The sequence below is a fragment of the Salinithrix halophila genome (assembly GCF_042650125.1).
GTDB lineage: Bacteria > Bacillota > Bacilli > Thermoactinomycetales > DSM-45169 > Salinithrix > Salinithrix halophila.
Genome location: NZ_JBHSAP010000018.1, coordinates 544,900 through 568,376 on the forward strand (window position 1 = coordinate 544,900; position 23,477 = coordinate 568,376).

Consider the following 23,477-nt stretch of genomic DNA (forward strand, 5'->3'; position numbering starts at 1 on the left):
AGAATAAGCGTCTTTAACGGAACCCTAATCAAGCTGACATGAAATTTTTTCCGCTGATCATGATAGAAACTCATGCAAACCATGCCTGTTTTGGAGGTGCCTGATGTGTGGAAGGAAATCGGAAACCAATTACGGCACGCTAGAGAAGAGGCAGGCCTCTCCCTTGAGGAAGTGGCGGCTAGAACCCACCTTCATCGGGATGAGCTGAACTCTCTAGAGATGGGGGCCTTTGACCGGCTTCCCAGTCCTTTCTATGTTCGTTCCTACCTTCGTTCCTATGCAACCCAAATCGGGCTTGAACCTACCTCGCTCCTGAAAAAATACCGGTCATCGGAGCAGGAGGTTACCGGTCGGTTTACTTCCCTGCCGGAGCCCTCTCGAAGCGAATGGAATCCCGAAACAAAACCCTTTCAGAAACCATCCGTTACAAAAACAGGTCCTTTCCATTCTCCTCCACAGGAAAGGAGTTTCTCCGAAACCTTTCCCTCGAGAAACTTACCCAATACGGATAGGTACGGCGGAAGTGGGAAATTTCATCGCCCCCCGCTATCAGATACGGGAAGGACCCCTCCCGTTAGGGGAACCACTGGCCGCTATTTAACTGCGCCCTTGAATCGAAACAGTCATCCACCCCGTCCATCCGTCCCCCTTGGAAACAGCCCGAGTATGGCCAATCCTCAGCCCCATAAAAGACGAACGGGCCGACGGCGGAAAGCTGTTGTCGCTAGCATCCTCCGCCACCCTCTCCTGGTTGCAGCCTGTGTCACCTTCTTTCTCATCCCCGCCGCATTGTGGATATCCGGATTCTTCTCTGCCCAACCGGTACCTTCTAATGAAAATCAAGGAGAACAGGTGGAAAATACACCTTCTATGACCGGGGAAGCACAAGCTTCAGCACCGGAGGGTATGGCCCTGCTCAACCGGGATGAAGAAAGCGGGAAAAGTGAATACGAAGTAAAAAACAACCAGAACCTTCTCTTGCAGGTCAAGGCCAACCAAGAGTCCTGGCTCCAAATAAGAGAGAATGAAAACGGAGGCTACTTGAGGGACGTTACGCTTACCAAGGGCGAGCGTTTCCGCTTCCGCCATCCTGAAAGCGTGACAACGGATCTGTGGATCTCACTGGGCGTTCCTGAGGGCGTGGAACTAACCATCAACGGCCAGGCTATCAAGCCGACAAAAACCATCCAAATCCACAAAAAAGAGTAGGGGTAACCCTACTCTTGCATTATTCAAAGAAGATCCGATTTATCATCCCCTGATCAATAGCGGGGCTGACAGTTGTTGGTAAGGCGTCGGGTACAGGATAAGTCGGTCTCCATTCTTAGATATCTTATTTTTCAGAAAAAATTGAGGGGAATCAACGTTCAACCAGGATAAAAGCGTCGCTGATCCCCAGCTTCTTCACCGCTTGTAAACGGGCCTCTGCATTGGCACGCTTCCGGAAAGCTCCCGCCTGCACCCGATAAACGGTTTTTCCCGACACGACCTTTTTCACAATGATTGATCCGATCCCTTTCGAGCGAAGGAAAGACTGACGGTTGAAAGCATTCTGTGGAATCAAGAATGATCCCGCAATAACCTTGTAGAATCTCTCCCTCGCCTTTGGAGAGAGTTGGAGTGCTTTAGCCAATCCTGCTCCGATCCCGTTAGCCAGGTCCGAGATGAATGCCTGACTACGGAGGAGATTCCGGTCCCGCTCCGTATCGATGAACATATTTTCCATCAAGATAGCGGGCATATGGGACTCCCTCAACACATGAAAATTGGCCCGTTTTTTCCCACGATCCCTCACTCCGTATTGGGGACCGATGACATTCATGACTGTAGAGTGGATGGTATTCCGGGCGGATTTCGTAAAGTTGGAAACGGAACCGTTGTAGATATAGCTTTCCCAGCCAGTTCCACCCCCGGCATTGATATGGATAGAACAGTAGTAGTTCGCTTTGTTACGGTTCGCAAAGTCGGTCCGTGCCGTCAGACTGACTGTCTTATCCGTGGTGCGGGTCATCAACACTTCCGCCACATAACGGCTTTTTAGATAATCCCGGACTTTAAGGGCGATTTGAAGGGTGAAGTCCTTCTCTCGGCATTCTCCATAGACGGCTCCCGTATCTCTGCCCCCGTGGCCCGGATCAATGACGATTTTCGTCATGATTCAACCACCTCTTACTTATAATCTATGAAAATCACAGGTGGCCCGCCATAGGAAAGAGTGGAAACAGATACCTAAAAAAGTACAAAAATACCCGGCTCGATGGCCAGGTATTTTTACAAATCGTGAGTCCTTAGTAGATCGTCGTTTCTTCTAGACCGAGGCAACGCCGGTAAATCCACTTGTAGTCTTCCACACTTTTGATCACGCGGGGGTTACCGAAGGTTTGCGGATCTTCGAATGCCGCTTGGGCATAACGGTCGACCTGTTCAGGGTCTACTCCCTGTTCAAGCAGGGTCGGAATGTTAACCTCTGCCACCAGGCTTTCCACTTCAAGAACGGCTGACTTGGCAGCTTCTTCAGTGGTCATACCCTCCGTGTCAACACCCATGGCTTTCGCGATCCGGGCAAACTTGTCAGGACAACCCATCCAGTTGTATTCCATCACCGGAGGCAACATAGCGGACACGCACTGACCGTGCATTACGGGGACCATACCACCCAGGGTTTGGGCCATGGCGTGAGCGGCACCGGCAGAATCGCTTCCGTAGGAAAGGCCGGCCAGCATCGCGGCTTGGGCCATCCCGTAACGGGCTTCGATGTCATTGCCGTTCGCATAGGCACGGCGCAGATATTTTGCCACATATTCAATCGCCAAAAGTGCCACCGCATCGGTGATTGGCTGGGATTGGTGCATCGTGTAGCACTCGATGGCGTGGGAGAGAGCGTCTACCCCGGTAGCCGCAGTAATGTGCGGCGGCATGGAAAGATGGAGTTCCGGGTCAATGATAGCCAAGTGCGCCGGGATCAACGGACCGCCAACATTAAACTTAATTTCACGGACAGGATCCTTGATTACGGCCCATTGAGTGACCTCGGAACCGGTACCGGCGGTGGTCGGGATCGTGGTCAACGGCGGGATCCGCTTTTCCAGCGGTTTGCCGTTTTCGGAGGCCTCATAGGTGAGAAGCGGTTCAGGATGGACAACCTCCACACCGATCGCCTTAGCGGTATCCATGGAGCTGCCGCCGCCGATAGCAACCAGACCGTCACAACCTTGCTCTTTGAAGATCCCGCTGCCTTTGGCAATTAGTTCTGTGTCGGGCTCACCCTGGATTTCATGGAAGATATGGACTTCCATTCCGGCTTCCTTGAGGGCCGAAGCGATGGGGTCGACAATACCGGCTTTATAAATGCCTTTATCCGTCACGATCATCGCTTTGGTCACACCCAGGGCCTTGATTTCATCGGCAGCTTTTCTCGATGCTCCAATACCTGTAACGACCTTGGTCGGCATAACAAACTCTTTCATTTCCATCATCTGCTCAAAACGCATCATATCAAGTCAACTCCTTTTGATGTGTGATGATAATTACTTAAACCAGCCCATCGGCTGTGGGTTCAAATTTTGGAAGATATGCTTCTGTTCCGTGTACTCCTCAAGACCAGTTTTGCCCAATTCACGACCGATCCCGGACTGTTTGTAACCACCCCATGGCGCTTGCGGGAAGTAGGGGTGGAAGTCGTTGATCCAAACCGTCCCCATTCGCAAGCTCTTGCTGACACGCTGGGCACGGTTCAAATCCTGCGTCCAGATGGCTCCCGCTAATCCATACACGGAATCATTCGCAATCCGGACCGCTTCTTCTTCCGTGCGGAATGTTTCGATGGTCAGGATCGGGCCGAAGGTTTCTTCCTGAACGATCCGCATCTTGGTGTCACAACCGTCAAAGACGGTCGGCTCCAGGAAAAACCCCTTCTCATACTCCTTACCCTCCGGGCGTTTCCCACCAATCAGCAGTTTGGCTCCTTCCTCTTTCCCGATCGCAATATAACGTTCCACCTTCGCACGATGTTCTGCGGAGGTGAGGGGGCCCATCTGGGTGGATTCGTCCATCCCGTTACCCAACTGAATCCGCTTGACCCGTTTCAGAAGCTCGTTCACCAGCTTATCATGAAGGCTTTCCTCGACAATCAGGCGGGCGCCTGCGGAGCAGACTTGCCCAGCATGAAAATAGACCGCATTCATCGCGTAATCCACTGTCGTCTCGAAATCACTGTCGGCAAAGACGATATTAGGGTTTTTCCCGCCCAGTTCGAGGGCGATTTTTTTCATATTACCCGAAGCCGCCTGCATGATCTTGCGACCCGTTTCAATCCCACCGGTAAAGGAGATGAGGTCTACTTGATCGGATTCGGACAATTCCGCCCCCACAGTAGCTCCCGGGCCGGTGACGATGTTGACGACCCCTTTGGGGAAGCCGACCTCTTCCATCAATTCCGCAATCTTCAAGGTCGTCAGCGGCGTGATCTCACTCGGCTTCAGCACCAGCGTACAACCGGCAGCTAGAGCCGGAGCCAGCTTCCAGGATGCTTGGAGGAGGGGGTAATTCCAAGGTGTGATCATTCCGCAGACACCGACGGGTTCACGTACAACCCGGCTGACGGCGTCAGGCATCGGGGGTTCGATCGTTTCTCCCCCATCCTTATCAGCTAGACCCGCATAATAGCGAAATACACCGGCGATATCTTCCATATCGGCCCGGCTCTCCACCAGCGTTTTCCCGGTATCCAGCGTTTCCAACTCAGCCAGTTTTTCATTGTTTTGATCGATCAATTCTGCGACTTTGAACAACTTTTTGCCGCGATCTGCAGCGGGCATATGAGGCCATTCACCGTGGTCGAATGCCCGACGAGCCGCTTGGATCGCACGTTTGGCATCTTCACGATCCCCTTCAGGTACGACTGCAATGATTTCCTGGTTGAAGGGGTTGATGATTTCCCTCGTTTGCCCGTTATGGGCTGCGACCCACTCTCCGTCGATCACCATCTTTTTCGGTTTCAAGGCATTCACCCCTATTTTTGTTTATACAGTTTTTTCTGTATGAACCGTTTCGCCTGCAAGAATAACATTCCCTATTTCCTTTGGCAACCCCTGTACCCTTTTTAGAATGTGCCCAATTGGTGCTTTCCATTTCATTTGACAAGGATTTTTCATGTGATAGTATGTGTAACGTCCATACAAAAAAAACGGAATAAACGATTCGTTCCGGACGTTTTTGGGTACCTTAAGGTGAAACCCGCCTCTGTAAGGAGTGTCTGCAGTGGGATCCCACAATATGAAAATTGAAGAAGCGCGCCGTGATTATATTGAATCCCTAGCGGAAACCATGGAGATGTACGGTCTTAGCCCATCCATGGGACGGCTGTATGGCATTATGCTGTTTCAGGATGAGCCCATGACATTAGACCAAATGATGGATTTGACCGGGATGAGCAAAACGAGCATGAGTACGGGAGTGCGTGCCTTATCCCGTCTGAAATTGGTCCACAAAAAGTGGCAAAAAGGCGTCCGCAAGGATCTTTACGAGGCGGAACACGATCAGGTAAGCTCTTTTGTCGAATTTTTCTGTGGGATGTGGGAACAAGAAATTGAGTTGAACCAACGTGCCCTTGCCCGGACAGAAAAAAATCTGAATCGCTTGTTGGCCGACGAGAGTACCTCACCAGAAGATGCCCAAAAACTGGAGGCCGATCTTAAACGGCTCTCTCATGCGAAGCAGTATTATCATTGGCTCAGAAACCTGGTGGACGTTTTTGAGAGTGGTGAAATCTTTAACCACGTTCCCGTACCAAAGGAAGCCGACTGAACACATCCTTTCCTTTTATCCCATCTAACAATCAAGGAGTTGATTGCCAACGTGGATAATACCGTTGAAGAGAAAAAATCATTCTGGAAATCTCCTGGTAAAGTCGGAATGCTGGGTATCTTGCTGGTCTTTGTTTTTGTGGTGGCCTATGCCAGTTTCACTGGTCGCCAGGTTCAATGGGGCGGTCTTCTGTTCATGTTGCTCTTTTATGCCCTCGTTTACTATATCGGCGCTGTAACCGCCGGTAATAAAAGTGACAATCTGAGCGACATGATGCTGGGTGGAAGGCAAATCCCCCTTTGGATCTCGATGTTCACTATGGCCGCCACCTGGGTGGGCGGTGGATACATCAACGGAACGGCGGAAGCCACCTATGCCAGCGGCTTGGTATGGGCACAGGCGCCGTGGGGATACGCCTTGAGCCTTATTATCGGCGGGATCTTCTATGCAAGAAAGATGCGCCGTTACCAATTCACCACGATGTTGGATCCGTTGGAAGCCCGTTTCGGCAGACGAATCACCGGTTTCCTGTTCCTGCCGGCCCTCGCTGGGGAGATTTTCTGGAGCGGTGCGATTCTGACCGCCCTCGGTACCACCTTCGGAACCATCCTGGGCCTGGATTTCACGACTTCCATCATCCTCTCCGCTACCATCGCCATCGCTTATACCGTTGTAGGTGGTCTCTGGTCTGTCGCCTACACCGACGTTCTTCAGTTCATCATTATCATCGCCGGGTTGTTTCTCGTTCTCCCCTTCGTTATCGGGGGGGAAAACGGGGGCCTAAGCGAAATTTGGTCCAACTACGTTGCCGGGATGGAGAAAACCGGCACCAACTATGCCAATCTGTTCCCCCCGCTGGACGGTTGGAAAGATCCCGATTGGGGTGCGTACTACTGGAACTGGTGGGATTATGCCCTCCTTCTGATCTTCGGAGGAATTCCCTGGCAGGTTTACTTCCAGCGCGTGCTTTCTGCACGGAGTGAAAATGCAGCTATGTGGCTTTCCCTCCTCGCGGGCTTTTGGGCCCTGGTGGCAGCTGTCCCTGCCGTTTTGATCGGGGTTGTCGGATTCAATGTCGATTGGGCGGCCCTCGGGGTGAGCGAACCGGAGAATCCCGCCATGATTCTTCCCTATGTGCTCAGCTATCTGACTCCTGGCGTCGTAGGTGCGATCGGTCTCGGAGCTTTGGCCGCAGCGGTCATGTCCTCCGTCGATTCCTCCATTCTTTCTGCATCTTCCCTGGCGTCTTGGAACATTTACCGCCCCTTGATCAAACCCAAAGCAAGCTCCGAGCAACTTCAGAAAATCATCAAACGTGCCATCGTCCTCGTGGGTGTGGCCGCTACACTGATTGCTCTCAACGTCAAAAGTGTTTACGAACTATGGTATTTAGCCAGTGACTTCGTTTACTGCATTCTCTTCCCCCAATTGACCATGGCCCTGTTTTTCAAGGGAGCCAATAAATACGGTTCCGCTGCCGGTCTGATCGTCGCAGTAATCCTGCGCTTCGGCGGAGGAGAACCTGTGTTGGGAATCCCCAGTTTCCTTCCTTACCCGATGGTGGAGGACGGCGTGGTTCTCTTCCCTTTCCGGACGTTGGCGATGGTCTCCAGCCTGGTCACCATTTTTGTGGTTTCCCTGCTGACGAGCAAAATCTGTCCGCCCCGTCCGTTGAAAAACCTGAATAAAATTTGATGAAAAAACAGCCATTCAAAACGCCGACCCCTATGAGGGTCGGCGTTTTTTTGTGTTGGGGCTTTTAGGGCGTTTCCGCCAACAGTTTGGCCAGAAACTGCCGGGTCCGTTCTTGCTCCGGATTGGAAAAAATCTGAGTCGGCTCACCTGATTCAACGATCGTACCGCCGTCCATGAAGATCACCTGATCGGATACATCTCGGGCAAAACCCATCTCATGGGTGACAATCACCATCGTTTGGTTCTCTTCTGCCAATTCCTTCATCGTAACCAGCACTTCACCGATCAGTTCCGGGTCGAGAGCGGAGGTTGGTTCATCAAAGAGAAGTACCTCCGGTTCCATGCCTAAAGCCCTGGCGATGGCAACCCGCTGTTGTTGGCCACCGGAAAGCTGGGAAGGATAAGCGTCTTCTTTGTCGGCAAGACCCACCTTGGCGAGGAGTTGGCGGCCACGCTCCTGCATCCGAGACTTATCCGCCCTCTTAACCACTAGCGGACCTTCTATTACATTCTCTAGCGCTGTTTTATGAGGAAACAGATTAAAATTCTGAAATACCATCCCTGTCTTTCCCCGCAGGGCGCGTATTTCCCGTTCCCGAGGGGATTTATCCCCGAAGGAGACGGTTGCCCCCCCCACAGTGATCTTTCCGGAAGTAGGCGTTTCCAGCAGGTTTAGGCAACGGAGCAGCGTTGATTTACCGGATCCGCTGGGACCGATAACACAGAGGACCTGTCCTTTTTCTACCTGGAGGTTGATCCCCTTCAGCACTTCCAAGTCCCCAAATCGCTTCGTTAATCGTTCAGTGGTAATCATATGGCGCTCCCTCCCCGTTGTTAGGCGGCAAACCGTCCGTAGCGTTTTTCCAGGTAATCCTGTACGACATTGAGAAGCGTACAGATCACCCAATACATCGCTGCCACCAAGATAAACATGGTCATGTAGTCGAAAGAACGTCCCCCGATGATCTTGGCCTGGTAGAGCATTTCCGGCACCGTAATCACGGAAAGGAGAGCCGTATCCTTGACTAGGCTGAGAAAGGTATTAGCCAGCGGCGGCAATGCAACCCGAACAGACTGTGGTATGATAATACGTCGCATCGTCTGCCAATAGGACATGTTCATCGACTGAGCGGCCTCCCATTGCCCCCGGGGGATGGAAAGGATGGCGCCACGAATGGTTTCCGCCGCATACCCCCCCACGTTAAGAGAGAGCCCGATGATAGCCGCGGACACAGCAGTCAACCGAATTCCCACCACAGGCAGGCCATAGTATAGAATGAACAATTGCACCAGGAGAGGAGTCCCGCGAATGATGGAGATATAAGCCCGGGCAGGCCAGCGAAACCAGATTTTCTTTGACATTCGCCCCACTGCAGTGATCAGGCCGAGAATGAGACCGATAATCATCGTAAGGAAACTTAGCAAGAGCGTATACCCAATCCCCTGTAATACAAAGGGAAATGATTCCGCTGCCAATTGGGGATCGAAAAGGTTCTCCCATTGGATATTTGCTATCATAAGCCTTCCAACCTTTCTGCTATTTGGCCGCTGCTTATTCTCGAGTAATTTGATCGGTTTTTCACGGATAACGACCTAATTATCCGGCAGGATGCCTCCCTTGTCAAACGATTTTCGCCTTCTCTCTTCTATCCGGATGTTCCCCTGTTTAAACCCTTTTCCCTGTAGGATATTGTCCCCGTCCTTTCTTTGGCGTAGTATGGAATGGGAAAGAGAATCCGATGAAATCAGCATGGGAGGGCACAACCGGCATGCGCAAGCTGGATATCCAGATCGATATCGCCCGGGAATATGAGGGGATCGACAGAGAAGCTTTCCACCGTGATCTTAGGAAGGTGTTGGAGAAATATTATGAACTGAATTCGATTCATATCCGGAAAGAGGTTCATACCGTCGAAGTGCAAAAAGTCAATCTAAAACAACAAGAAGAGGCTGAAAAAGTGACGGCATTGCCCGAGACGATCGAGATCGAAAGGGAACCTTTGGTAACCGTCTTTGATTCCTCAGAGTCCGACCCCCCTGAATCGATTCAACCAAAGCTGAAATCGACCGAACAGAAACCTGATGGCGATTATTATTGATGGGAAGGATCACCCTCTTCTCATGAAAAAATCCTCCGGTGATCCGGAGGATTTTTTAGAGCTCTACGGTTTGGAAACATCCTCCCCAAACCACTTTTTGGAGATCTTTGTGAGCGTGCCGTCTTTACGCATCCCATCCAAGGCTTTGTTAATCTCCTTTACCAGGTCTTCATTCCCCTTGGGTACCGGGAAAGCACTCTCCGACTTCTCCATCGGTTTGCCTACCTTTTTCAAGGGCAGATCGCGTGTTTTCAGCATTTCTGCCACAGCCAGGCGGTCATTCATGCTCAAGTCGGCTCGTTTAGCCGCTACATCCTGCATCGCCGTCATCATGTCTTCATAGGAGACGATCTCGGCTCCTGCCTTCTGAGCCATCTCTCCATAGTTGCTGGTAGGGGTCTGGGCTGCCCGCTTCCCTTTCACATCGCCAATCCCCTTGATATCGTTGTTGTCTTTGTGAACCACGATGGCGGCGTAGGAAACAGAGTAAGGCTGGCTGAAGTCAAATTTTTCCTTCCGCTCTTTCTTGATCCCTACCTGGTTGGCCACCATGTCGAAGCGTCCAGTGGAAAGGCCCGTCAGCATCGAATCCCAGGGAGTTTCCACAAACTTGGCCTTGACCCCCATCCGTCGAGCCACCTCACGGGCAACATCGATATCGTAACCGGTCAGTTTGTTGTTTTTCTTTTCCCGGAAGCTGAAGGGTCTATAGGTTCCCTCCGTTCCGATTCGGATTTCCCCCCGCTTCTTGATATCGGAAAGCAGATTGCCTGTGTTTTTCGCACCTTCCTGCTCTCCCCCGCCACCACCACAGGCACCGAGTACCAGCAACGGAATGATCATCCCGATTGCTATCATCCATCGTTTCATCAGACTGCCCCCCATAAATCATAGTTAATTCATCGGATTTACCTGTATATAGGTCTTTCTCATCATAGCGAAGTCCCTTTTCCCTGTCAACGCGGCTTCTGCCCCTTATTTTCTCCAAAAAAAGGGTAAAGGAACCCGAGGCTCCTTTACCCTTTTTCCGTTTCAATTCCGATACTGACCAGGGATGCGATCTTCAAAGACGGGGATTTTCCGACGAACCTGCTCCACTTCCGACAGGTCCAAATCGACCGTTAGGATTTCTTCTCCTTCTGCTGCTTCCGCCAGGATATTCCCCCAGGGATCAATGACCATCGAATGACCGCAGAAGGTGTTGTTCGGGTCAGAACCCACTCGGTTTACTGCGACTACCACCATCTGGTTTTCGATGGCTCGAGCTTGATTCAACACTCTCCAATGATTGAGTCGGGGATGGGGCCACTGGGCAGGAACAAACAGACACTGGGCCCCGTCCAGAGCCAAGGAGCGGACCATCTCCGGAAAACGGAGGTCGTAACAGATAATCACCCCACCTCGTCCCTCCCCTACAGGGAAGAGAACTCGACCGTCCCCACCCGGTTTCAAAACTTTTTCTTCCCCCATCAAACGGAAGAGGTGAAGCTTCCGATAACGGGCCAACTCCGAGCCATCAGAGGCGAAGATGTAGCTAGCGTTGTAGCAACCCGTATCATCCTGTTCTCCGATAGATCCGGCCATCAGGGTGATTCCGTGTTCGCGGGCCAATTCCGCCAGTTTTCGCCGCAGGTCCCCACGGTCGGCAATCGATTCAAATCGGGGCAGGTCATAGGCTGTATTCCACATCTCAGGGAGAGCCACCACATCCGGTCGGCTTTCTGCCATGGTCTGGGCCACCCGTTCCTTAACCCTTTGCCAGTTTTCTTCCGGTTGACCGAACGAGACATTCATCTGGATGAGTGAGATGCGCATGGTTGAAGTCTCCTCTCACTTGGTGAACAAACCTGCGTTTTGCCATGGTCAAAGATTGCTGATTTGCCTCCCCGTCCGGGCCGGATATTTGGGAAAAAAATAAAGAGACCGAAGCAAGTTCTTATAACGGCGTTTTACTTCTTTTTGGTATGTGTGGAAGGACTCCCCTTCCATGTAAAGGAGGCTGAAACAACTGAGGTAGAGAAAGCTGACCACTTCGTGAACCTGGGGGTATCTCCCGGCCAAATCCCTTTGATGCAAGGTGTCCTGGATATCCTGGACATTTTCGAGAATCCACTCTACTTCGCCTGGCGTTCCGTCCCCATGACGGAGAAGTGCTTGGACGTTTCCGTCGATCCGGGGCAAAATGTCTTTAAGCTCATGATTTCGACGGCTGTGCAGGAACACTCTTCTACCACCTGCCATTGAATTTTGTGGGACACCCCAGTTGCATAGGTATTGGGATGTCGAATCGATAATTTAATTTTTATAAATTTTTAAACGATCAGTAGAACTGTCTAAAAACCCCGTTTAGACGGGCACCGGCTTGTCCCCACCAGCTCCCCACCCTTTATCCCCAATATTTCTACAATAAACGCGGTTCTCTTTCTAACAATGACGATCAAAATTGTCGAAGGTTGTCCGATTACACTTGTCAAGAGGGAGGTGTAAAATATATTAAATTTTTTTCTCTGTTTTATAGATCCAATATATCATCATATCTAGGGCGCTTCAAGAACATTTTCGCACAGAAAACCCTACAAAAACAACCTGAAAAACAGGGTCACGAGGACCCTTTATCGAGTGCTTGTTCAAGGTCGGCGATAATATCCTGAATATCCTCAATCCCGGTAGAAATCCGGACGAGGTCACCTGTAATCCCCATCTGTTCCCGAGCGTCAGCAGGGACTACAGCGTGGGTCATCGTGGCGGGATGTTGGATTAAGGTGGTTGTCTCTCCGAGGCTTACCGTCAGACGACAGAGGCGGACTCGATCCAAGAATGCCCGGGCGGCAGATTCGCCTCCCTTCAACCGAAAACCGACCACTCCACCTGGTGCTCGCATTTGCCGATTCGCTAAGCGATTCTGGGGATGATTGGGGGAGCCTGGGTAGAGGACCTCACCAACCGCGGGGTGGTTCTCCAAAAAGCGGACCACTTCCCTTGCGTTCGCCACGTGTCGGTCCATACGTACCGCTAAGGTGCGAAGCCCCCTGAGCAGGAGCCAAGCATCAAAAGGAGAGAGGACACCGCCGATGTCCTTCAGCGTAGTGGATCGGATCTCATCCAGGATCTCCCGTTTGCCCAATGTGATCCCGGCAATCACGTCCCCGTGTCCTCCGATGTATTTCGTGGCACTGTGAACGACAAAGTCGGCACCCAGCTTTAGAGGTTGCTGTAGGTACGGAGTCGCAAAGGTATTATCCACCACGACCCATGCTCCCGTCTGTCGAGCCAGGCGGGAGACAGCTTCTAGATCAACCAGGTTCATCGTCGGATTGACCGGTGTCTCCAGATAGATGACCCGGGTGTTGGGCTGTATCGCTTTTACCGCTTCTTCCGGGGCGGACAGATCAGCAAACCCCACTTCTATCCCGAATTTTTCCTGAAAGAGGCGCAGAAGTCCATAGGTACATCCATACACCGTATCCCCGCAAAGCAGGTGATCCCCGTTTTTCAAGAGGGCGATTAAAACCCCAGAAACAGCCGCCATCCCCGAACCGAAAGCAAGCCCCGCCTCTGCCTCTTCCAAATCAGCTAACGCTTCTTCCAGCCTGGTCAGCGTCGGGTTGCCCAAGCGGCTGTAAATATAACCCTTTTCTTCTCCGGCAAAACGTTTTGCCCCTTGTTCCACATTGTCAAAGACGAAGGTAGAAGTCTGGTACAGGGGCGGAATCAGGGATCCCGTCTGCGGACACGGCTCCCCGCCTCCATGAACCAGTCGCGTGGAAAAGCCTTTTTTCTCTTCCATGACAGCTCTCTCCCTTTTTTTCTATCGTCTCCGACCCGGAAGATTCAGATGGAGCCTTCTCGATCCGGAGCAACCGTACCAGTCGCACCCATTGACCGATCATGCACTTTCCAACGCTTCCAGGAGCCTTCTCCACCAAGACCGTCACCTGCAGGCCGTCAACCTGCAGGCGTTTCAGAATTGAAGCATCTCCTGTCAATTGGTATCGACCACGGTTGTCGGTCTCCAATATCCAACAGCCGCCTTCCACATTGATGTAACGCATGGTTCCCGAAAGAATCCATTGGGGGTTTCCGGGAACCTCCTGTGCCGCTGAGAGAGAGGCCCCTCCCCAGCCCAAGCAAAGAACGCAGGCCACCGTAACCCAGCACCGCCATCGGGTCGTTGTCATGAGCTTCTCCCCTTTCCGCTGTTGTCCCTAGTCTGCGGAAAGGAAGCGCTCGGTACTCGTTGGCAGGGGGGCATCCTGGGTTAGAGACTGCTCCGTCCTGTACCAAAAAGGCGTTCATGCATCCGGAGCGCGTAGGGGTCCGTCATCCCAGCGATATAATCACAGACGATCCGAGCCCGATCCTGGGGATTCTCCCTGATTTGACGGCGGTCATTCTCCGGCAAAAGTTTGCTCTCCTCCATCATGGCCTCAAAGAGCATACGAACAACACGATCTCCCTTCCAGGCCATGGCCTGAACCGGCTGGGAATGAATCACCCTTTCCTCGACGACGGATTTTAGGCGAAGATTCAACTCCGCCAGTTCCGGGGGCAGGACAGCCCGGAAGCGGAAGCGGTTGGAGAAGGATTCCTCTCCTTGGATATCGATTTGTATGTGGTTGACAAAAGCGGAGATAAGAAAAGCAAAAACCTGTTTCAAATGGTGCTTGAACAGATCTTGGCGGGGATGGATTCCGGCTGCTTCCCTCGACGCCCGGTCCAATTCCTCGTACTTTCCTCCCCAGGGCCGGGCTAGGAGAATCTCCTTTAGCTCCTCCAATTCCACCAAATGGAGGTTGACGGCATCCTCCAGATCATGAGTGGCATAGGCGATATCATCAGCCAGTTCGATAATCGAACACTCAAAGGAGTGGTGGAGGGTTCTCCGGTAAGGGGAATCCTCCGACTCCCGAAGAGTTTTGAGGAGAAATTCTTTCTCCCCTTCTCCATAAGGAGCCAATACCCAATCAAAAGCAAGTCGGTCACTACTGTAAACGCTGGCCTTGGGGGGACGCTCAGGGGAATCCGGAGCAGCAGCGTGAGCGAAAGTCTCCTCGTACAGGACCGGATACTTCATCACCGCCAACAGCAAACCCCGGGTGAGATCGAGCCCTTCTCCCTTCCTCCCCTCCAACCGGGTGAGTATACGGAACGTCTGGGCATTCCCCTCAAACCCCCCGTCTAAGGCCATCATTCGGTTCAAAGAACGTTCCCCCTCATGGCCAAAAGGAGGATGGCCAAGGTCGTGGGCCAGAGCTGCCGCTTCTACCAAGGAAATGTCGATTTTACATCCCGGAGGCAGGATTTCTGAACGGCGATTGAGAAAGAGGGCGATCCCCCGAGCAATTTGGGCTACTTCCATGGAATGGGTAAGGCGCGTTCGGTGTACATCTCCTACCTCGATACCAATCACCTGCTTTTTAGACTGAAGGCGACGGAAGGCAGCACTGTGGATGATCCGTCCATAATCCCTTTCAAAAGCGTCCCGCACATCCAATGGGGAGCGTGATGATTCCCCAAAACGACGTTCTCTGTCTTCATCCCCGTAAAAAGGGTTCACTTCATCGCTCAACAACATGATAAGCCCTCCCGCTTATTCATTCGTGTTTAGGATTTCTCACTAGAAGAGCCCGGCACCTTTTTTCTGCTTCTTTTTTCCCAAACATCGGGTCTCCGGGGATTGTTGGTTTCCTGTTTTTCCATTAAAACGTATACTGGGATGGAGAAAAAATACCTGACTAAAGATGCCTCCATGAGCAATCGGGTCATCATGCCCAGCGGTGATTTTATTGTCCCCAGAGCTCTTCAGCCCGCATTCGAACTCGACCGGGAAAAGAACCAAGGCACCTACTTGGATCCCAATGTTTGGGTTCTTCACCAAACGGATCTCTGATACAAAACGAAGCCGCCGATCGGATTACCGATCGGCGGCCCTCTTTTTTTAATCGTTGCGGATGGGGATCACCCTCACCTTTATCTCCGTATTCCCTCCCGGACGGATGAACAAGGGACGAACCGGGGTGTATCCCCACTGCTTATCCAACCGGAGGGTGTAAAATCCCGGCTCCAACTCTGCTGTACCGAAGAATCCACTCCCATCAGCGGTGAGGCGAACCTTACGCCCTTTATGCCTTAGCTCCATCTCGGCCCCGTCGAGAGGATTCCCAGCGATACTCACAACCTTTCCCCGTAGAAACCCTTTTTCAGGCCGGTTTTTCCAGGGCATCTCGGGCACGACGGCGGGCAGCTGGAAAAGCGTCTCTCTCAAACGCCGGAAAAAAAGGTCACTGGATTCGTTATCCTTATTGGTGACCGCATAACTGTACAGACCGACACCAGCCAAGCGATTCCCAGCCGTTGAAGGCGCCCGCGTTCGTTTGATCTGATTGAGGCTTCCATCGATGGAATTAAGGTAAATCCCGGGGCCAGCGACAATTTGCCGGTGATATTGATGGTCCTTTTCCCACCCGATCCATTGATCGTACCATCGCTTCTGGTCCGGAACATGCTCCCGATCATAGTTCATGGGGATCGCCAGATCGATGATCCCTTCCTTCAACCACGCGTTCCAGTCCTGAAGCACCTCCGTATAAGGGGCGGATCTACGATACTCTTCCATGAAGGAAGGGCCTTGCCTCCAAGCGATGACGGCAGCGGAGACCTTCACCTGCGGCCGGATGGCGATCGCTTTCAGATAGACTTTTCGCATCAGGTGATCCACCTGCCGGCGGCGCCACTCTTTCCAGATTTCGTCCTGAGGATCGGGAGTACCCGAAAACCCTGTTTGTTCCCGGAACCGCTCCAGGCTGACAGGGTTATATCCCCACTCGGGGCCCATATACCGCACCAGATCCAGATGAATGCCGTCAACCGGATACCGTCTGACCACGTTTAGATACTGTTCCACGGTGTAATCGACCGCGTCAGGGTGCCCTGGGTCCAATAGGTAATCCGCCCCGCTCCGGTTCACCCCGTCCACCCGGTCCATCAACCAGTAGTCCCGGCCCTGAGCTGTCGGACCATGCCGATTGAAAACATGTTCCTTGGCAATGGGCGGTGTAGCCGAATTCCAGATCGGAAGCGTCGCCAGCCAGGCATGGACTTCGATCCGTAGCGATGCGGTATGGGCTTTTTCGATCAGATACGCCAACGCGTCAAACCCGGGGGCTAAAGCCGGATCTTCTGTGCGAGGCTCCAGGGCTTTGTTGAAATAAGCATCCCCCCGCCGCCTCACCTGCACAATCACCGCATTGGCCCCTGATTTCCGGATATCGGTGATCAGCTGATCTGCTTGAGCCGGTGTTTTAAAGCCGTTATGAAAAGCATCCACCCAGTAAGCACGGAACTCCGTTTCCGGTTCCCCTTCCGCCGCAGCCCTTTGGGGAACTGCCGCTGCCAGCAGAGGCAAGGTTATGAACCCGATCCAGACTCTTCGCATCGTGTCCTCTCCTTCTCATGGATTTCCCTGTGACTATCTGGAGAATTCCGCCAATACGACCGCGATCTTATCTTGAAGGGCCCGTTCCGATTTTTCCGTATATCCGTTCATCACGATCGAGTAAGCAAGAAGCTCTCCGTCCTTCGACCGTACATACCCAGACAACGAACTGACATGGGTGAGGGAGCCCGTTTTCCCCCGCAAATTGTCCTGAGCGGGAGTGCCTTTCATCCGGGAGCGGAGCGTTCCGTCCTTACCGGCGACGGGAAGAGAATGGTAAAAAGCATCAAAGTGATCTTCCTCTTTCTGCACGGCCAACAGGGAAACCAACTGTTGCGGGGAAAACACGTTATATCGCGTAAGCCCGGACCCGTCTTCCATCCGGTAGGCTCCTTGTTTCCCGATCCCCCTCAAGTAGGCGTCCACTTCCTTCAGGCCGGCAGCTGCCGTACCCGTCCCCCGCTTCTCCAGCCCCAAGGTTTTCAGGATCATCTCGGCGTAAAAGTTGTCACTCACCTTGTTCAAGTATTGAACCACCTCTCCCAGCGGTGGAGAGGGGTAATCGGCTAATTGTTTGGCACGAGGAGAAACCCATCCTTCCTCGGGGGGATCATCGCTTGTCACTTCGATCCCTTCCCGGAGCAGGGCCTCTTTCAAGACCGTCCCGGCATACCGGTGCGGCTCTTCTACCGGAACTCGCGTGTAATCTCCTTTGAAATCCAAGGGAAGGCTTCCTGTCAATCGGATGTGGTTGGTTCCGCGGATTCGCTCGATCTTCAGCGTGTTTTTGGAACCCGCAGGCCCCGTCGTCACATCCTTCTCAACATCGACATACGCCGTTTCAGGAATCATCGAGAGTTTCACAGGGTCCCCCTCTTTATCACCAGGCTGATAATCGAAACGGACGGTGCCTCGATTCAGGTTGAGAGCCGTGATCTGAGGCTGGTAATATTCGCTTTCGTTATCCCAAGCCCAGCCTCTGCCGTATACGGGATCACTGAAGGCGGAGGTATCTACACGCACGTTGCCCTCAATACGGCGGAGCCCCCGCTCCTTCAGATCCCTGGCCATCTGTTCAAGGGTGGGACCTTTCTGCACCCGGAGGGAGTCCTCGGTAGCCAGGGTAGGGTCTCCCTTTCCCCGAAGGATGAGATCCCCTTTTAATACCCCGTTCTGCAGGCTTCCTGCGGCGAATAACTGCGTGTGAAAACGGTAATCTGAGCCGAGTGCGTGTAGAGCGGCGGCGGAGGTGAAAAGTTTGGTATTGGAGGCCGGTGTAAGCCTCGCCCCCCCGTTGCGTTCATACAACTCCTCCCCGTTTTCGACAGAACGAACCGACATCCCCGTCAGGATGCCTTCATAGCCGGGGCTGTCTAAAAGAGGATCCAGCTTGGCAGAAAGGGGATAAGTTTTCTCCTTAGGCAGAGGACCCGGGTCCGCAAGGCTGGGATAAGAGGCAAGAGCTGTTCCGAACCGGTCTTCCAAGACATTCGCCGCCGCCTCCTGATCGACCCCGTTAACCATCACTGAAAAGGCGAAAGATTCCCCTGAACACGTTTTTACGATTCCGGTAAGTCCGCTCACTCCCTCCATATCTACAGCAAGGGCCCGCAATCTTCCCGCGGCGGGGGTTCTCTCCATCCGACCCGTGAGGGGTCCCTCACCGACGTCGGATAAAAGGGAAAAAAATCGTTCCCGGCCCTGGTGTCTTTCCATTGCCGACAACAAGCCGGTCAAATGACGAGGTGTCATCACGCTCATCCGAGAAAAGCCCGACCCGTCCTTCGGTTGGAAGGTATCGCTAGCCCCTGTCTTCTCCGCAGCGAAACGTCGTAAAACACGGAGCCCCTCTTCTTCGCTACCCTCCTCCCCTTCACGAGCGCCCAATTGCTTCAGGAGCATCTCTGCAGTCAGGTTGTCTCCCGGCTTGACCATCTTTTTCAGGAGATCCCCTAGAATAGGGGATTTTGTCCAGGCGACTCGACTCCCTCCGGCAGGGGCGTCTCCTCTAATCACCCGGGTATCCCGGGAAAAACGGATTCCCGCCCGTTCCATCCGCTCCTTCAACACCGTCCCGGTAAACAGAGCCGGATCTTTCACCGTGCGTCGTTCCTTGACCGCTGGATGTGCCACACCGATCGAGCCGGTAACCACAATCTCGTTTTTGGCCCGGGTTCGGGTAATCGAGAGCGACTCCCCCCTACCGAAGGTAGTAACCGCTCGATTAACCACCTGTACATACGCCGGTACCGGAGCGACAGCCACCCGTGGTTTTCGGCCCGGCCAACCGGGCATCACCCGAATGTCGACGGTGTTACCCTCAACCGACAAGGCTCCATTCTGGGCGCTTTTTGGATAAGGCTCCTCATCCCACATCCAGCTCGTTCCCAGCGGTATTTGATCAAAATACGAATCATCCACCACCACATTCCCGGTTACCCGGCGGATCCCTTTTCTTCTCAAGGTACGTGCCAGCTTGTCCAGATCTGAAATCCTCAGGGACGGATCTCCTTTTCCCTTTAGGACTATGTCGCCTCGCAACTCCCCCCGGAAAGTCTCTCCTTCGGTGTACAGCTCCGTTGGGAAACGCAGGCTTTCCGGCCAGGCATTCAATACCGCCCCTGCTGTCCACAGCTTGGAGACTGCCCCGGGCACCAACGCCTTTTCAGGCAAACGGGAAGCAACCACCCGCTGGTCCCTGAGGGAGACAACATCAAAAGCCACCGACATACCGGCCGTCTCCGGTTTCTTCTCCATGGCTGCCACAGCATGGAGAAGTGTTCGCTGCAAGCGCTCATCAGGATCAAAGGCAGATCCAGCTCTTGCAGATACAGGAAGGAAAGTGGCCACCAATAGGAAAATCAGCCACACAGATAACCACCGACGGCGAAAATCAACCACCCTGGCATCACACCTTTCATCGAATGTGGACCAATCCGCGCCTTCATCGTACCAAGTCCCGAAGGGTGAAAGGTGGCGAAACCCGTCGGTTTGATAAAAAATATCGAATATACAGATAGGGAGAAAGACGCCTCTTTAGCAGGAGGCGTCTTTCTCCCTTTATCTCCGATTCATCCCGTCTGCCGTATCCGATAAAAATACCTGCCGGTGGGATCTTCTTTTTTCATGGTATGGGCAGAAGAGGAAGCGGCGTTCTGTATCTTACCGTCAATGATCGCTGCTGGCATCAGCACCCTTCTTCCTCCCATCCAGATCTGGGGAGCGTAAAAACTGTATCGGCGCCCCTCCATCGCCTCCCCGTAAACGACACGTCCGGTGATGGGACGGACCAGGGAGGTGCTTACCCCCAGCGCATCCTGGTGGGCCCGTTCATAAACGAGATCGAAAGCCGCATCCTCCTCGGGAAGGAAACGGGTGACAGCCTGGGCAAAGGGCTTTACGGTCCGTTTTTCATACAAAGTGAGGAGCTCCTCACATTCCTTCCAACTCCGATCCGGATCGGGCAGCCATGGCATCGCCTGGGGCCAATCGAAGGCATCGCCTTTTTCTTCGGCAATCCCTTCCAGGCTGGCAACCCCAGCTAATAGCCCCCGATACCGTTCTTCCAGATAGAGCCGTTGCTCCTCCGTCCGAACGGCTGCCACCATCATCCCCCCGGCGCGAGCAATCGCCTCCATAATCTCGAGACCTGCCCGATCCACCCGGTCTGTACCGATCCCATAGTAGACTAAAACCTTCTCACCCCGGCGGAAATCCGCCCGTTCCAGCATTCTCTCCGGTCGCAAGGCAGCTCCTTTCCCAAGGAATGTCATATGGAAACCGGACATGGAACCCCGGAATCCGATGGTTCCGCCTTCCTCCAGGAGTTGGAACATCCGCGGGAATTCCCGCTCCCCTTCCGTACAGATTAATCGTTCGGGAAGCCGCCCACCGTTTTTCAGCCGAGTATCTTCTTTGAGAACATGCCCCATCCGTTCCCAATGCCGCCACCGGGACGGGTCTCCCGGCACCTTGGTATAGATTCCCCGATAACGCAGGCTGTTTCGCTCCATCATCCCACATCGCTCCTTTTTGTGTGTTCCGGATTGCCGGGATTTTCCCCTTTCCGGTCCTCTATCCGGCTCGATTGCTGGAATGGATTGTATTAGTACAGATCGCTAATTTGTTCTTTTGTTATATAATACACACAACCTCTCTTCTTGACAAGGCTTTTTTACCCTGAATGCAAAAAAATCTGCTTGGTATGGTTTCCAAGCAATTTGACGGGTTTTACCGCCTTGGTTAGACTGAAACAGAATAAGCCTTCCCGGCTTGCCGGGAAGGCGCTCTATGTCAAAAGGAGTTCACCATGCAGATTTTCCTCATTGGAATCGCTGGTATGATCGGAGCGCTTTTGCGCTATGGGACAGGGATAGGCCTTCAGCAGGCGGCGGGAGATTGTTTTCCATTCGGCACCTTAGCCGCCAATTGGGCGGGTTGTCTCGCCCTCAGCTGGTTCAACCGGCGGGGAGGGGAAATGCTCCACCTATCCCCCTCCCTCCGAAATGCTGTCGGAGCCGGACTGATCGGCTCCTTTACCACCTTTTCCACCTTTAGTGTGGAAACCGTTGAAATGGCGATCACTGGACGGGTGGCAGGCGCCCTCCTCTATATCCTGGCCAGTATCTGGGGTGGTTTCTTCTTCGCCTGGATCGGTTGGCGTCTGGGTTCCCGCCGCGCCTCCTCGGAAGGAGCGGACAGCCGATGACCTTATCCTTGCTCAGCGTCGCTTTCGGCGGCTTCCTCGGGGCAATCTGCCGCTTCCTCCTCAGCTGCTACCTCAACCGGAGAACGAGCCACCTCCCTTGGGGAACCCTGACCGTCAACCTTGTCGGCTCCTTCCTCCTCGGCTGGATGACAGGCGCCCACTGGGGTACGAATACCCTCCTCCTCGCCGGAACCGGCTTCATGGGCTCCTTTACCACCTTTTCTACCCTTCACTGGGAACTCCATGGTTATGGACAGGAAAAGCGATGGGGCCAGTTCTTCCTCTATCTCGCCCTCACTTACACGGTGGGGATTCTGCTCGCCCTTGTCGGCTTTTGGGCGGGCAATTCCTAACCGATCTACGGATCTACACCAACCTCTGATATATTAGAGGGGTTCGGCCTAATTCAAGGTGGGGGTTGTTAGGTTTGCAGAAACGGCTTTTGTATGCGGTGTTGGTCGGCTTTTTGGCAGGAATCCTGCTCATGGCTCCTTTTTGGTCCCGGGCTTCCCTCTACGACGATGTATCGGTCAGTACGAAGCCGAGTGATGCTGCTCTGATATTGGGTGCTGCTCTGTGGGAGGGAAAACCAAGTCCCGCCTTGAAGGAACGGTTAGATATGGCCCTCCAACTCTACCGGCGAGATCAGGTACAATGGCTCGTATTATCCGGCGGGGTAGGAAAAAGCGGCCTTTCCGAAGCGGAAGGGATGAAGCGGTATCTGGTTCAACAGGGGGTTAAGCCCGATCACTTATTGTTGGAAGAACAATCTACAAGAACAAAAGAAAATCTGTTCTTTTCCAAGCGCTTGTTACGCAAAAATAATATCGATCAGGTTTATCTCGTCACCCATGATTACCACCTGTTCCGGTCCCTTGCCTACGCTAAGCAGGCAGGAATCCGGGCAAAGCCCGCCCCCGTCCACTCCCGGGTTCTGTTCACCCCGTTTTATAAATCTCGGGAATGCCTCGCCATCATTAAATGGAGGATGGTAGACCGATAACTACACACTCTTTCTCCAGGAAAAACGAAGAAAACCCCCGGCATAGCCGGGGGTTTTCGGCTTTCAGGATGAGCCATATTTCTCCTCCCATTCCTCCACACTGAGGCGGGGCATGGAAAAGATGTCCCCGACCGTCCCGTAAGCCGTTCCAGCGAGGCGGCCGAGAGGGTCGAGGGCTCGAGTGTTGATCCGCCCTTTTTCATAGAGGTCATCCCGCACGTGAAAAAGGACGACTTCTCCGATGATCACATCGCTGTTGGGAACATTAGCGGTCCCCCCCATAGAACGGATATCATGGAGGCGACACTCCATCTGCACCTTCGTCTGGGCTATACGGGGCACCTTCACTTTTTTCCCCGGCTCCAGGGTAAAACCCACGGCATCCGCCTCGCTAACCTCCGGGGGAAATTCCGTCGATGTCTGGTTCACCCGCTCTACGTTTTCCCCATCGACCACTTGGATCACAAATTCCTTCGTAGCCGCGATGTTACGAGCGGTATCTTTTCGGACACCCCCGGGTTTCCGATTGACCGTCACGGACACCATCGGCGGATCGGTGCTAACGACGGTAAAAAAACTGAAGGGGGCGGCGTTGACGGTTCCGTCTTCCGCCAGTGAAGTGACGAAGGCGATGGGACGGGGCAGGATGCTTCCGATCAAAAGCTTGTAATTAGCTTGTTTCTCCTGTACTGACGGATCGATTTCCATGGGAGTCCCCCCTCTTTACAAACA

23 protein-coding genes and 1 pseudogene are annotated in these 23,477 nt (G+C 53.2%); 8 read left to right on the top strand and 16 right to left on the bottom strand.

Annotated features, from left to right (window positions below; translation table 11 throughout):
* Positions 1 to 81: 81 nt before the first annotated feature.
* Positions 82 to 297: pseudogene (locus ACFOUO_RS15745) on the top strand (helix-turn-helix domain-containing protein); the annotation flags it as partial.
* A gap of 300 nt (positions 298 to 597) precedes the next feature.
* Here ACFOUO_RS15745 and ACFOUO_RS15750 read toward each other — a convergent pair.
* The gene (locus tag ACFOUO_RS15750) at positions 598 to 819 is read right to left on the bottom strand and encodes a hypothetical protein (RefSeq protein ID WP_380706285.1); all 222 of its coding nucleotides are present in this window, start codon (positions 817 to 819) and stop codon (positions 598 to 600) included.
* Positions 820 to 870: 51 nt separating this feature from the next.
* Here ACFOUO_RS15750 and ACFOUO_RS15755 point away from each other — a divergent pair, with 51 nt between their 5' ends.
* A complete protein-coding gene (locus ACFOUO_RS15755) occupies positions 871 to 1,209 on the top strand; it encodes a DUF4115 domain-containing protein (RefSeq protein WP_380706272.1) in 339 nt (112 codons plus the stop codon).
* A gap of 151 nt (positions 1,210 to 1,360) precedes the next feature.
* Here ACFOUO_RS15755 and ACFOUO_RS15760 read toward each other — a convergent pair whose 3' ends face one another.
* From ACFOUO_RS15760 to betB, 3 genes are all read right to left on the bottom strand, one after another.
* Positions 1,361 to 2,155: an N-acetylmuramoyl-L-alanine amidase gene (locus ACFOUO_RS15760; RefSeq protein ID WP_380706093.1), complete on the bottom strand. Its 795-nt coding sequence runs from the start codon at positions 2,153 to 2,155 to the stop codon at positions 1,361 to 1,363.
* Between the two features lie 133 nt (positions 2,156 to 2,288).
* Positions 2,289 to 3,491 (bottom strand): iron-containing alcohol dehydrogenase, encoded by a 1,203-nt coding sequence (locus ACFOUO_RS15765; RefSeq protein ID WP_380706273.1) that lies wholly within the window; start codon positions 3,489 to 3,491, stop codon positions 2,289 to 2,291.
* 36 nt (positions 3,492 to 3,527) lie between these two features.
* Positions 3,528 to 4,985 (bottom strand): betaine-aldehyde dehydrogenase, encoded by a 1,458-nt coding sequence (gene betB / locus ACFOUO_RS15770; RefSeq protein ID WP_380706274.1) that lies wholly within the window; start codon positions 4,983 to 4,985, stop codon positions 3,528 to 3,530.
* 274 nt (positions 4,986 to 5,259) lie between these two features.
* On the opposite strand from betB, the gene cudC reads away from it, so the two are divergent.
* Both cudC and ACFOUO_RS15780 read left to right on the top strand, forming a co-directional pair.
* Positions 5,260 to 5,805, top strand: a complete 546-nt coding sequence (gene cudC / locus ACFOUO_RS15775; RefSeq protein WP_380706094.1) for a choline uptake/conversion transcriptional regulator CudC — start codon at positions 5,260 to 5,262, stop codon at positions 5,803 to 5,805.
* A 108-nt stretch (positions 5,806 to 5,913) separates the two neighbouring features.
* Positions 5,914 to 7,500, top strand: coding sequence for a sodium:solute symporter family protein (locus ACFOUO_RS15780; protein WP_380706275.1), 1,587 nt, complete (start codon positions 5,914 to 5,916; stop codon positions 7,498 to 7,500).
* Between the two features lie 64 nt (positions 7,501 to 7,564).
* On the opposite strand, the gene ACFOUO_RS15785 is transcribed toward ACFOUO_RS15780, so the two are convergent.
* Positions 7,565 to 8,314 carry an amino acid ABC transporter ATP-binding protein gene (locus ACFOUO_RS15785; protein WP_380706095.1) on the bottom strand — a complete coding sequence of 250 codons (750 nt, stop codon included), beginning with the start codon at positions 8,312 to 8,314 and terminating at the stop codon, positions 7,565 to 7,567.
* A gap of 20 nt (positions 8,315 to 8,334) precedes the next feature.
* Positions 8,335 to 9,018 carry an amino acid ABC transporter permease gene (locus ACFOUO_RS15790; RefSeq protein WP_380706096.1) on the bottom strand — a complete coding sequence of 228 codons (684 nt, stop codon included), beginning with the start codon at positions 9,016 to 9,018 and terminating at the stop codon, positions 8,335 to 8,337.
* 251 nt (positions 9,019 to 9,269) lie between these two features.
* Between ACFOUO_RS15790 and ACFOUO_RS15795 the strand changes: the two genes are divergently transcribed.
* Positions 9,270 to 9,599, top strand: coding sequence for a hypothetical protein (locus ACFOUO_RS15795; protein ID WP_380706097.1), 330 nt, complete (start codon positions 9,270 to 9,272; stop codon positions 9,597 to 9,599).
* A gap of 63 nt (positions 9,600 to 9,662) precedes the next feature.
* Here the strand turns inward: ACFOUO_RS15795 and ACFOUO_RS15800 are convergent, their stop codons facing one another.
* The 9 genes from ACFOUO_RS15800 to ACFOUO_RS15840 all read right to left on the bottom strand — a co-directional run bounded on the left by ACFOUO_RS15800 (position 9,663) and on the right by ACFOUO_RS15840 (position 21,050).
* The gene (locus ACFOUO_RS15800) at positions 9,663 to 10,469 is read right to left on the bottom strand and encodes an amino acid ABC transporter substrate-binding protein (RefSeq protein ID WP_380706098.1); all 807 of its coding nucleotides are present in this window, start codon (positions 10,467 to 10,469) and stop codon (positions 9,663 to 9,665) included.
* Between the two features lie 162 nt (positions 10,470 to 10,631).
* Positions 10,632 to 11,414 carry a carbon-nitrogen family hydrolase gene (locus tag ACFOUO_RS15805; protein ID WP_380706099.1) on the bottom strand — a complete coding sequence of 261 codons (783 nt, stop codon included), beginning with the start codon at positions 11,412 to 11,414 and terminating at the stop codon, positions 10,632 to 10,634.
* Between the two features lie 48 nt (positions 11,415 to 11,462).
* On the bottom strand, positions 11,463 to 11,822 hold the full coding sequence (locus ACFOUO_RS15810) for a hypothetical protein (RefSeq protein ID WP_380706100.1): 360 nt from the start codon (positions 11,820 to 11,822) through the stop codon (positions 11,463 to 11,465).
* Positions 11,823 to 12,198: 376 nt separating this feature from the next.
* Positions 12,199 to 13,386, bottom strand: coding sequence for a methionine gamma-lyase (gene megL / locus ACFOUO_RS15815; RefSeq protein ID WP_380706101.1), 1,188 nt, complete (start codon positions 13,384 to 13,386; stop codon positions 12,199 to 12,201).
* Positions 13,274 to 13,777, bottom strand: a complete 504-nt coding sequence (locus ACFOUO_RS15820) for a hypothetical protein (protein ID WP_380706102.1) — start codon at positions 13,775 to 13,777, stop codon at positions 13,274 to 13,276. The genes megL and ACFOUO_RS15820 overlap by 113 nt, the downstream gene beginning before the upstream one ends.
* An 80-nt stretch (positions 13,778 to 13,857) precedes the next feature.
* Positions 13,858 to 15,174 carry an anti-phage deoxyguanosine triphosphatase gene (locus ACFOUO_RS15825; protein WP_380706103.1) on the bottom strand — a complete coding sequence of 439 codons (1,317 nt, stop codon included), beginning with the start codon at positions 15,172 to 15,174 and terminating at the stop codon, positions 13,858 to 13,860.
* A gap of 363 nt (positions 15,175 to 15,537) precedes the next feature.
* Positions 15,538 to 17,034: a family 10 glycosylhydrolase gene (locus tag ACFOUO_RS15830; protein ID WP_380706104.1), complete on the bottom strand. Its 1,497-nt coding sequence runs from the start codon at positions 17,032 to 17,034 to the stop codon at positions 15,538 to 15,540.
* 33 nt (positions 17,035 to 17,067) lie between these two features.
* Complete coding sequence (dacB, locus tag ACFOUO_RS15835; protein WP_380706105.1) at positions 17,068 to 19,935, bottom strand: D-alanyl-D-alanine carboxypeptidase/D-alanyl-D-alanine endopeptidase; 2,868 nt, start codon at positions 19,933 to 19,935, stop codon at positions 17,068 to 17,070.
* Between the two features lie 170 nt (positions 19,936 to 20,105).
* The gene (locus ACFOUO_RS15840) at positions 20,106 to 21,050 is read right to left on the bottom strand and encodes a hypothetical protein (RefSeq protein ID WP_380706106.1); all 945 of its coding nucleotides are present in this window, start codon (positions 21,048 to 21,050) and stop codon (positions 20,106 to 20,108) included.
* 293 nt (positions 21,051 to 21,343) lie between these two features.
* Between ACFOUO_RS15840 and ACFOUO_RS15845 the strand changes: the two genes are divergently transcribed.
* The 3 genes from ACFOUO_RS15845 to ACFOUO_RS15855 all read left to right on the top strand — a co-directional run bounded on the left by ACFOUO_RS15845 (position 21,344) and on the right by ACFOUO_RS15855 (position 22,745).
* Positions 21,344 to 21,742, top strand: coding sequence for a fluoride efflux transporter FluC (locus tag ACFOUO_RS15845; RefSeq protein ID WP_380706107.1), 399 nt, complete (start codon positions 21,344 to 21,346; stop codon positions 21,740 to 21,742).
* Positions 21,739 to 22,095 (top strand): fluoride efflux transporter FluC, encoded by a 357-nt coding sequence (locus ACFOUO_RS15850; RefSeq protein WP_380706108.1) that lies wholly within the window; start codon positions 21,739 to 21,741, stop codon positions 22,093 to 22,095. The genes ACFOUO_RS15845 and ACFOUO_RS15850 overlap by 4 nt, the downstream gene beginning before the upstream one ends.
* Positions 22,096 to 22,169: 74 nt before the next feature.
* On the top strand, positions 22,170 to 22,745 hold the full coding sequence (locus ACFOUO_RS15855) for a YdcF family protein (protein WP_380706109.1): 576 nt from the start codon (positions 22,170 to 22,172) through the stop codon (positions 22,743 to 22,745).
* Between the two features lie 63 nt (positions 22,746 to 22,808).
* Here the strand turns inward: ACFOUO_RS15855 and ACFOUO_RS15860 are convergent, their stop codons facing one another.
* A complete protein-coding gene (locus tag ACFOUO_RS15860) occupies positions 22,809 to 23,453 on the bottom strand; it encodes a flavin reductase family protein (RefSeq protein ID WP_380706110.1) in 645 nt (214 codons plus the stop codon).
* Positions 23,454 to 23,477 lie beyond the last annotated feature (24 nt).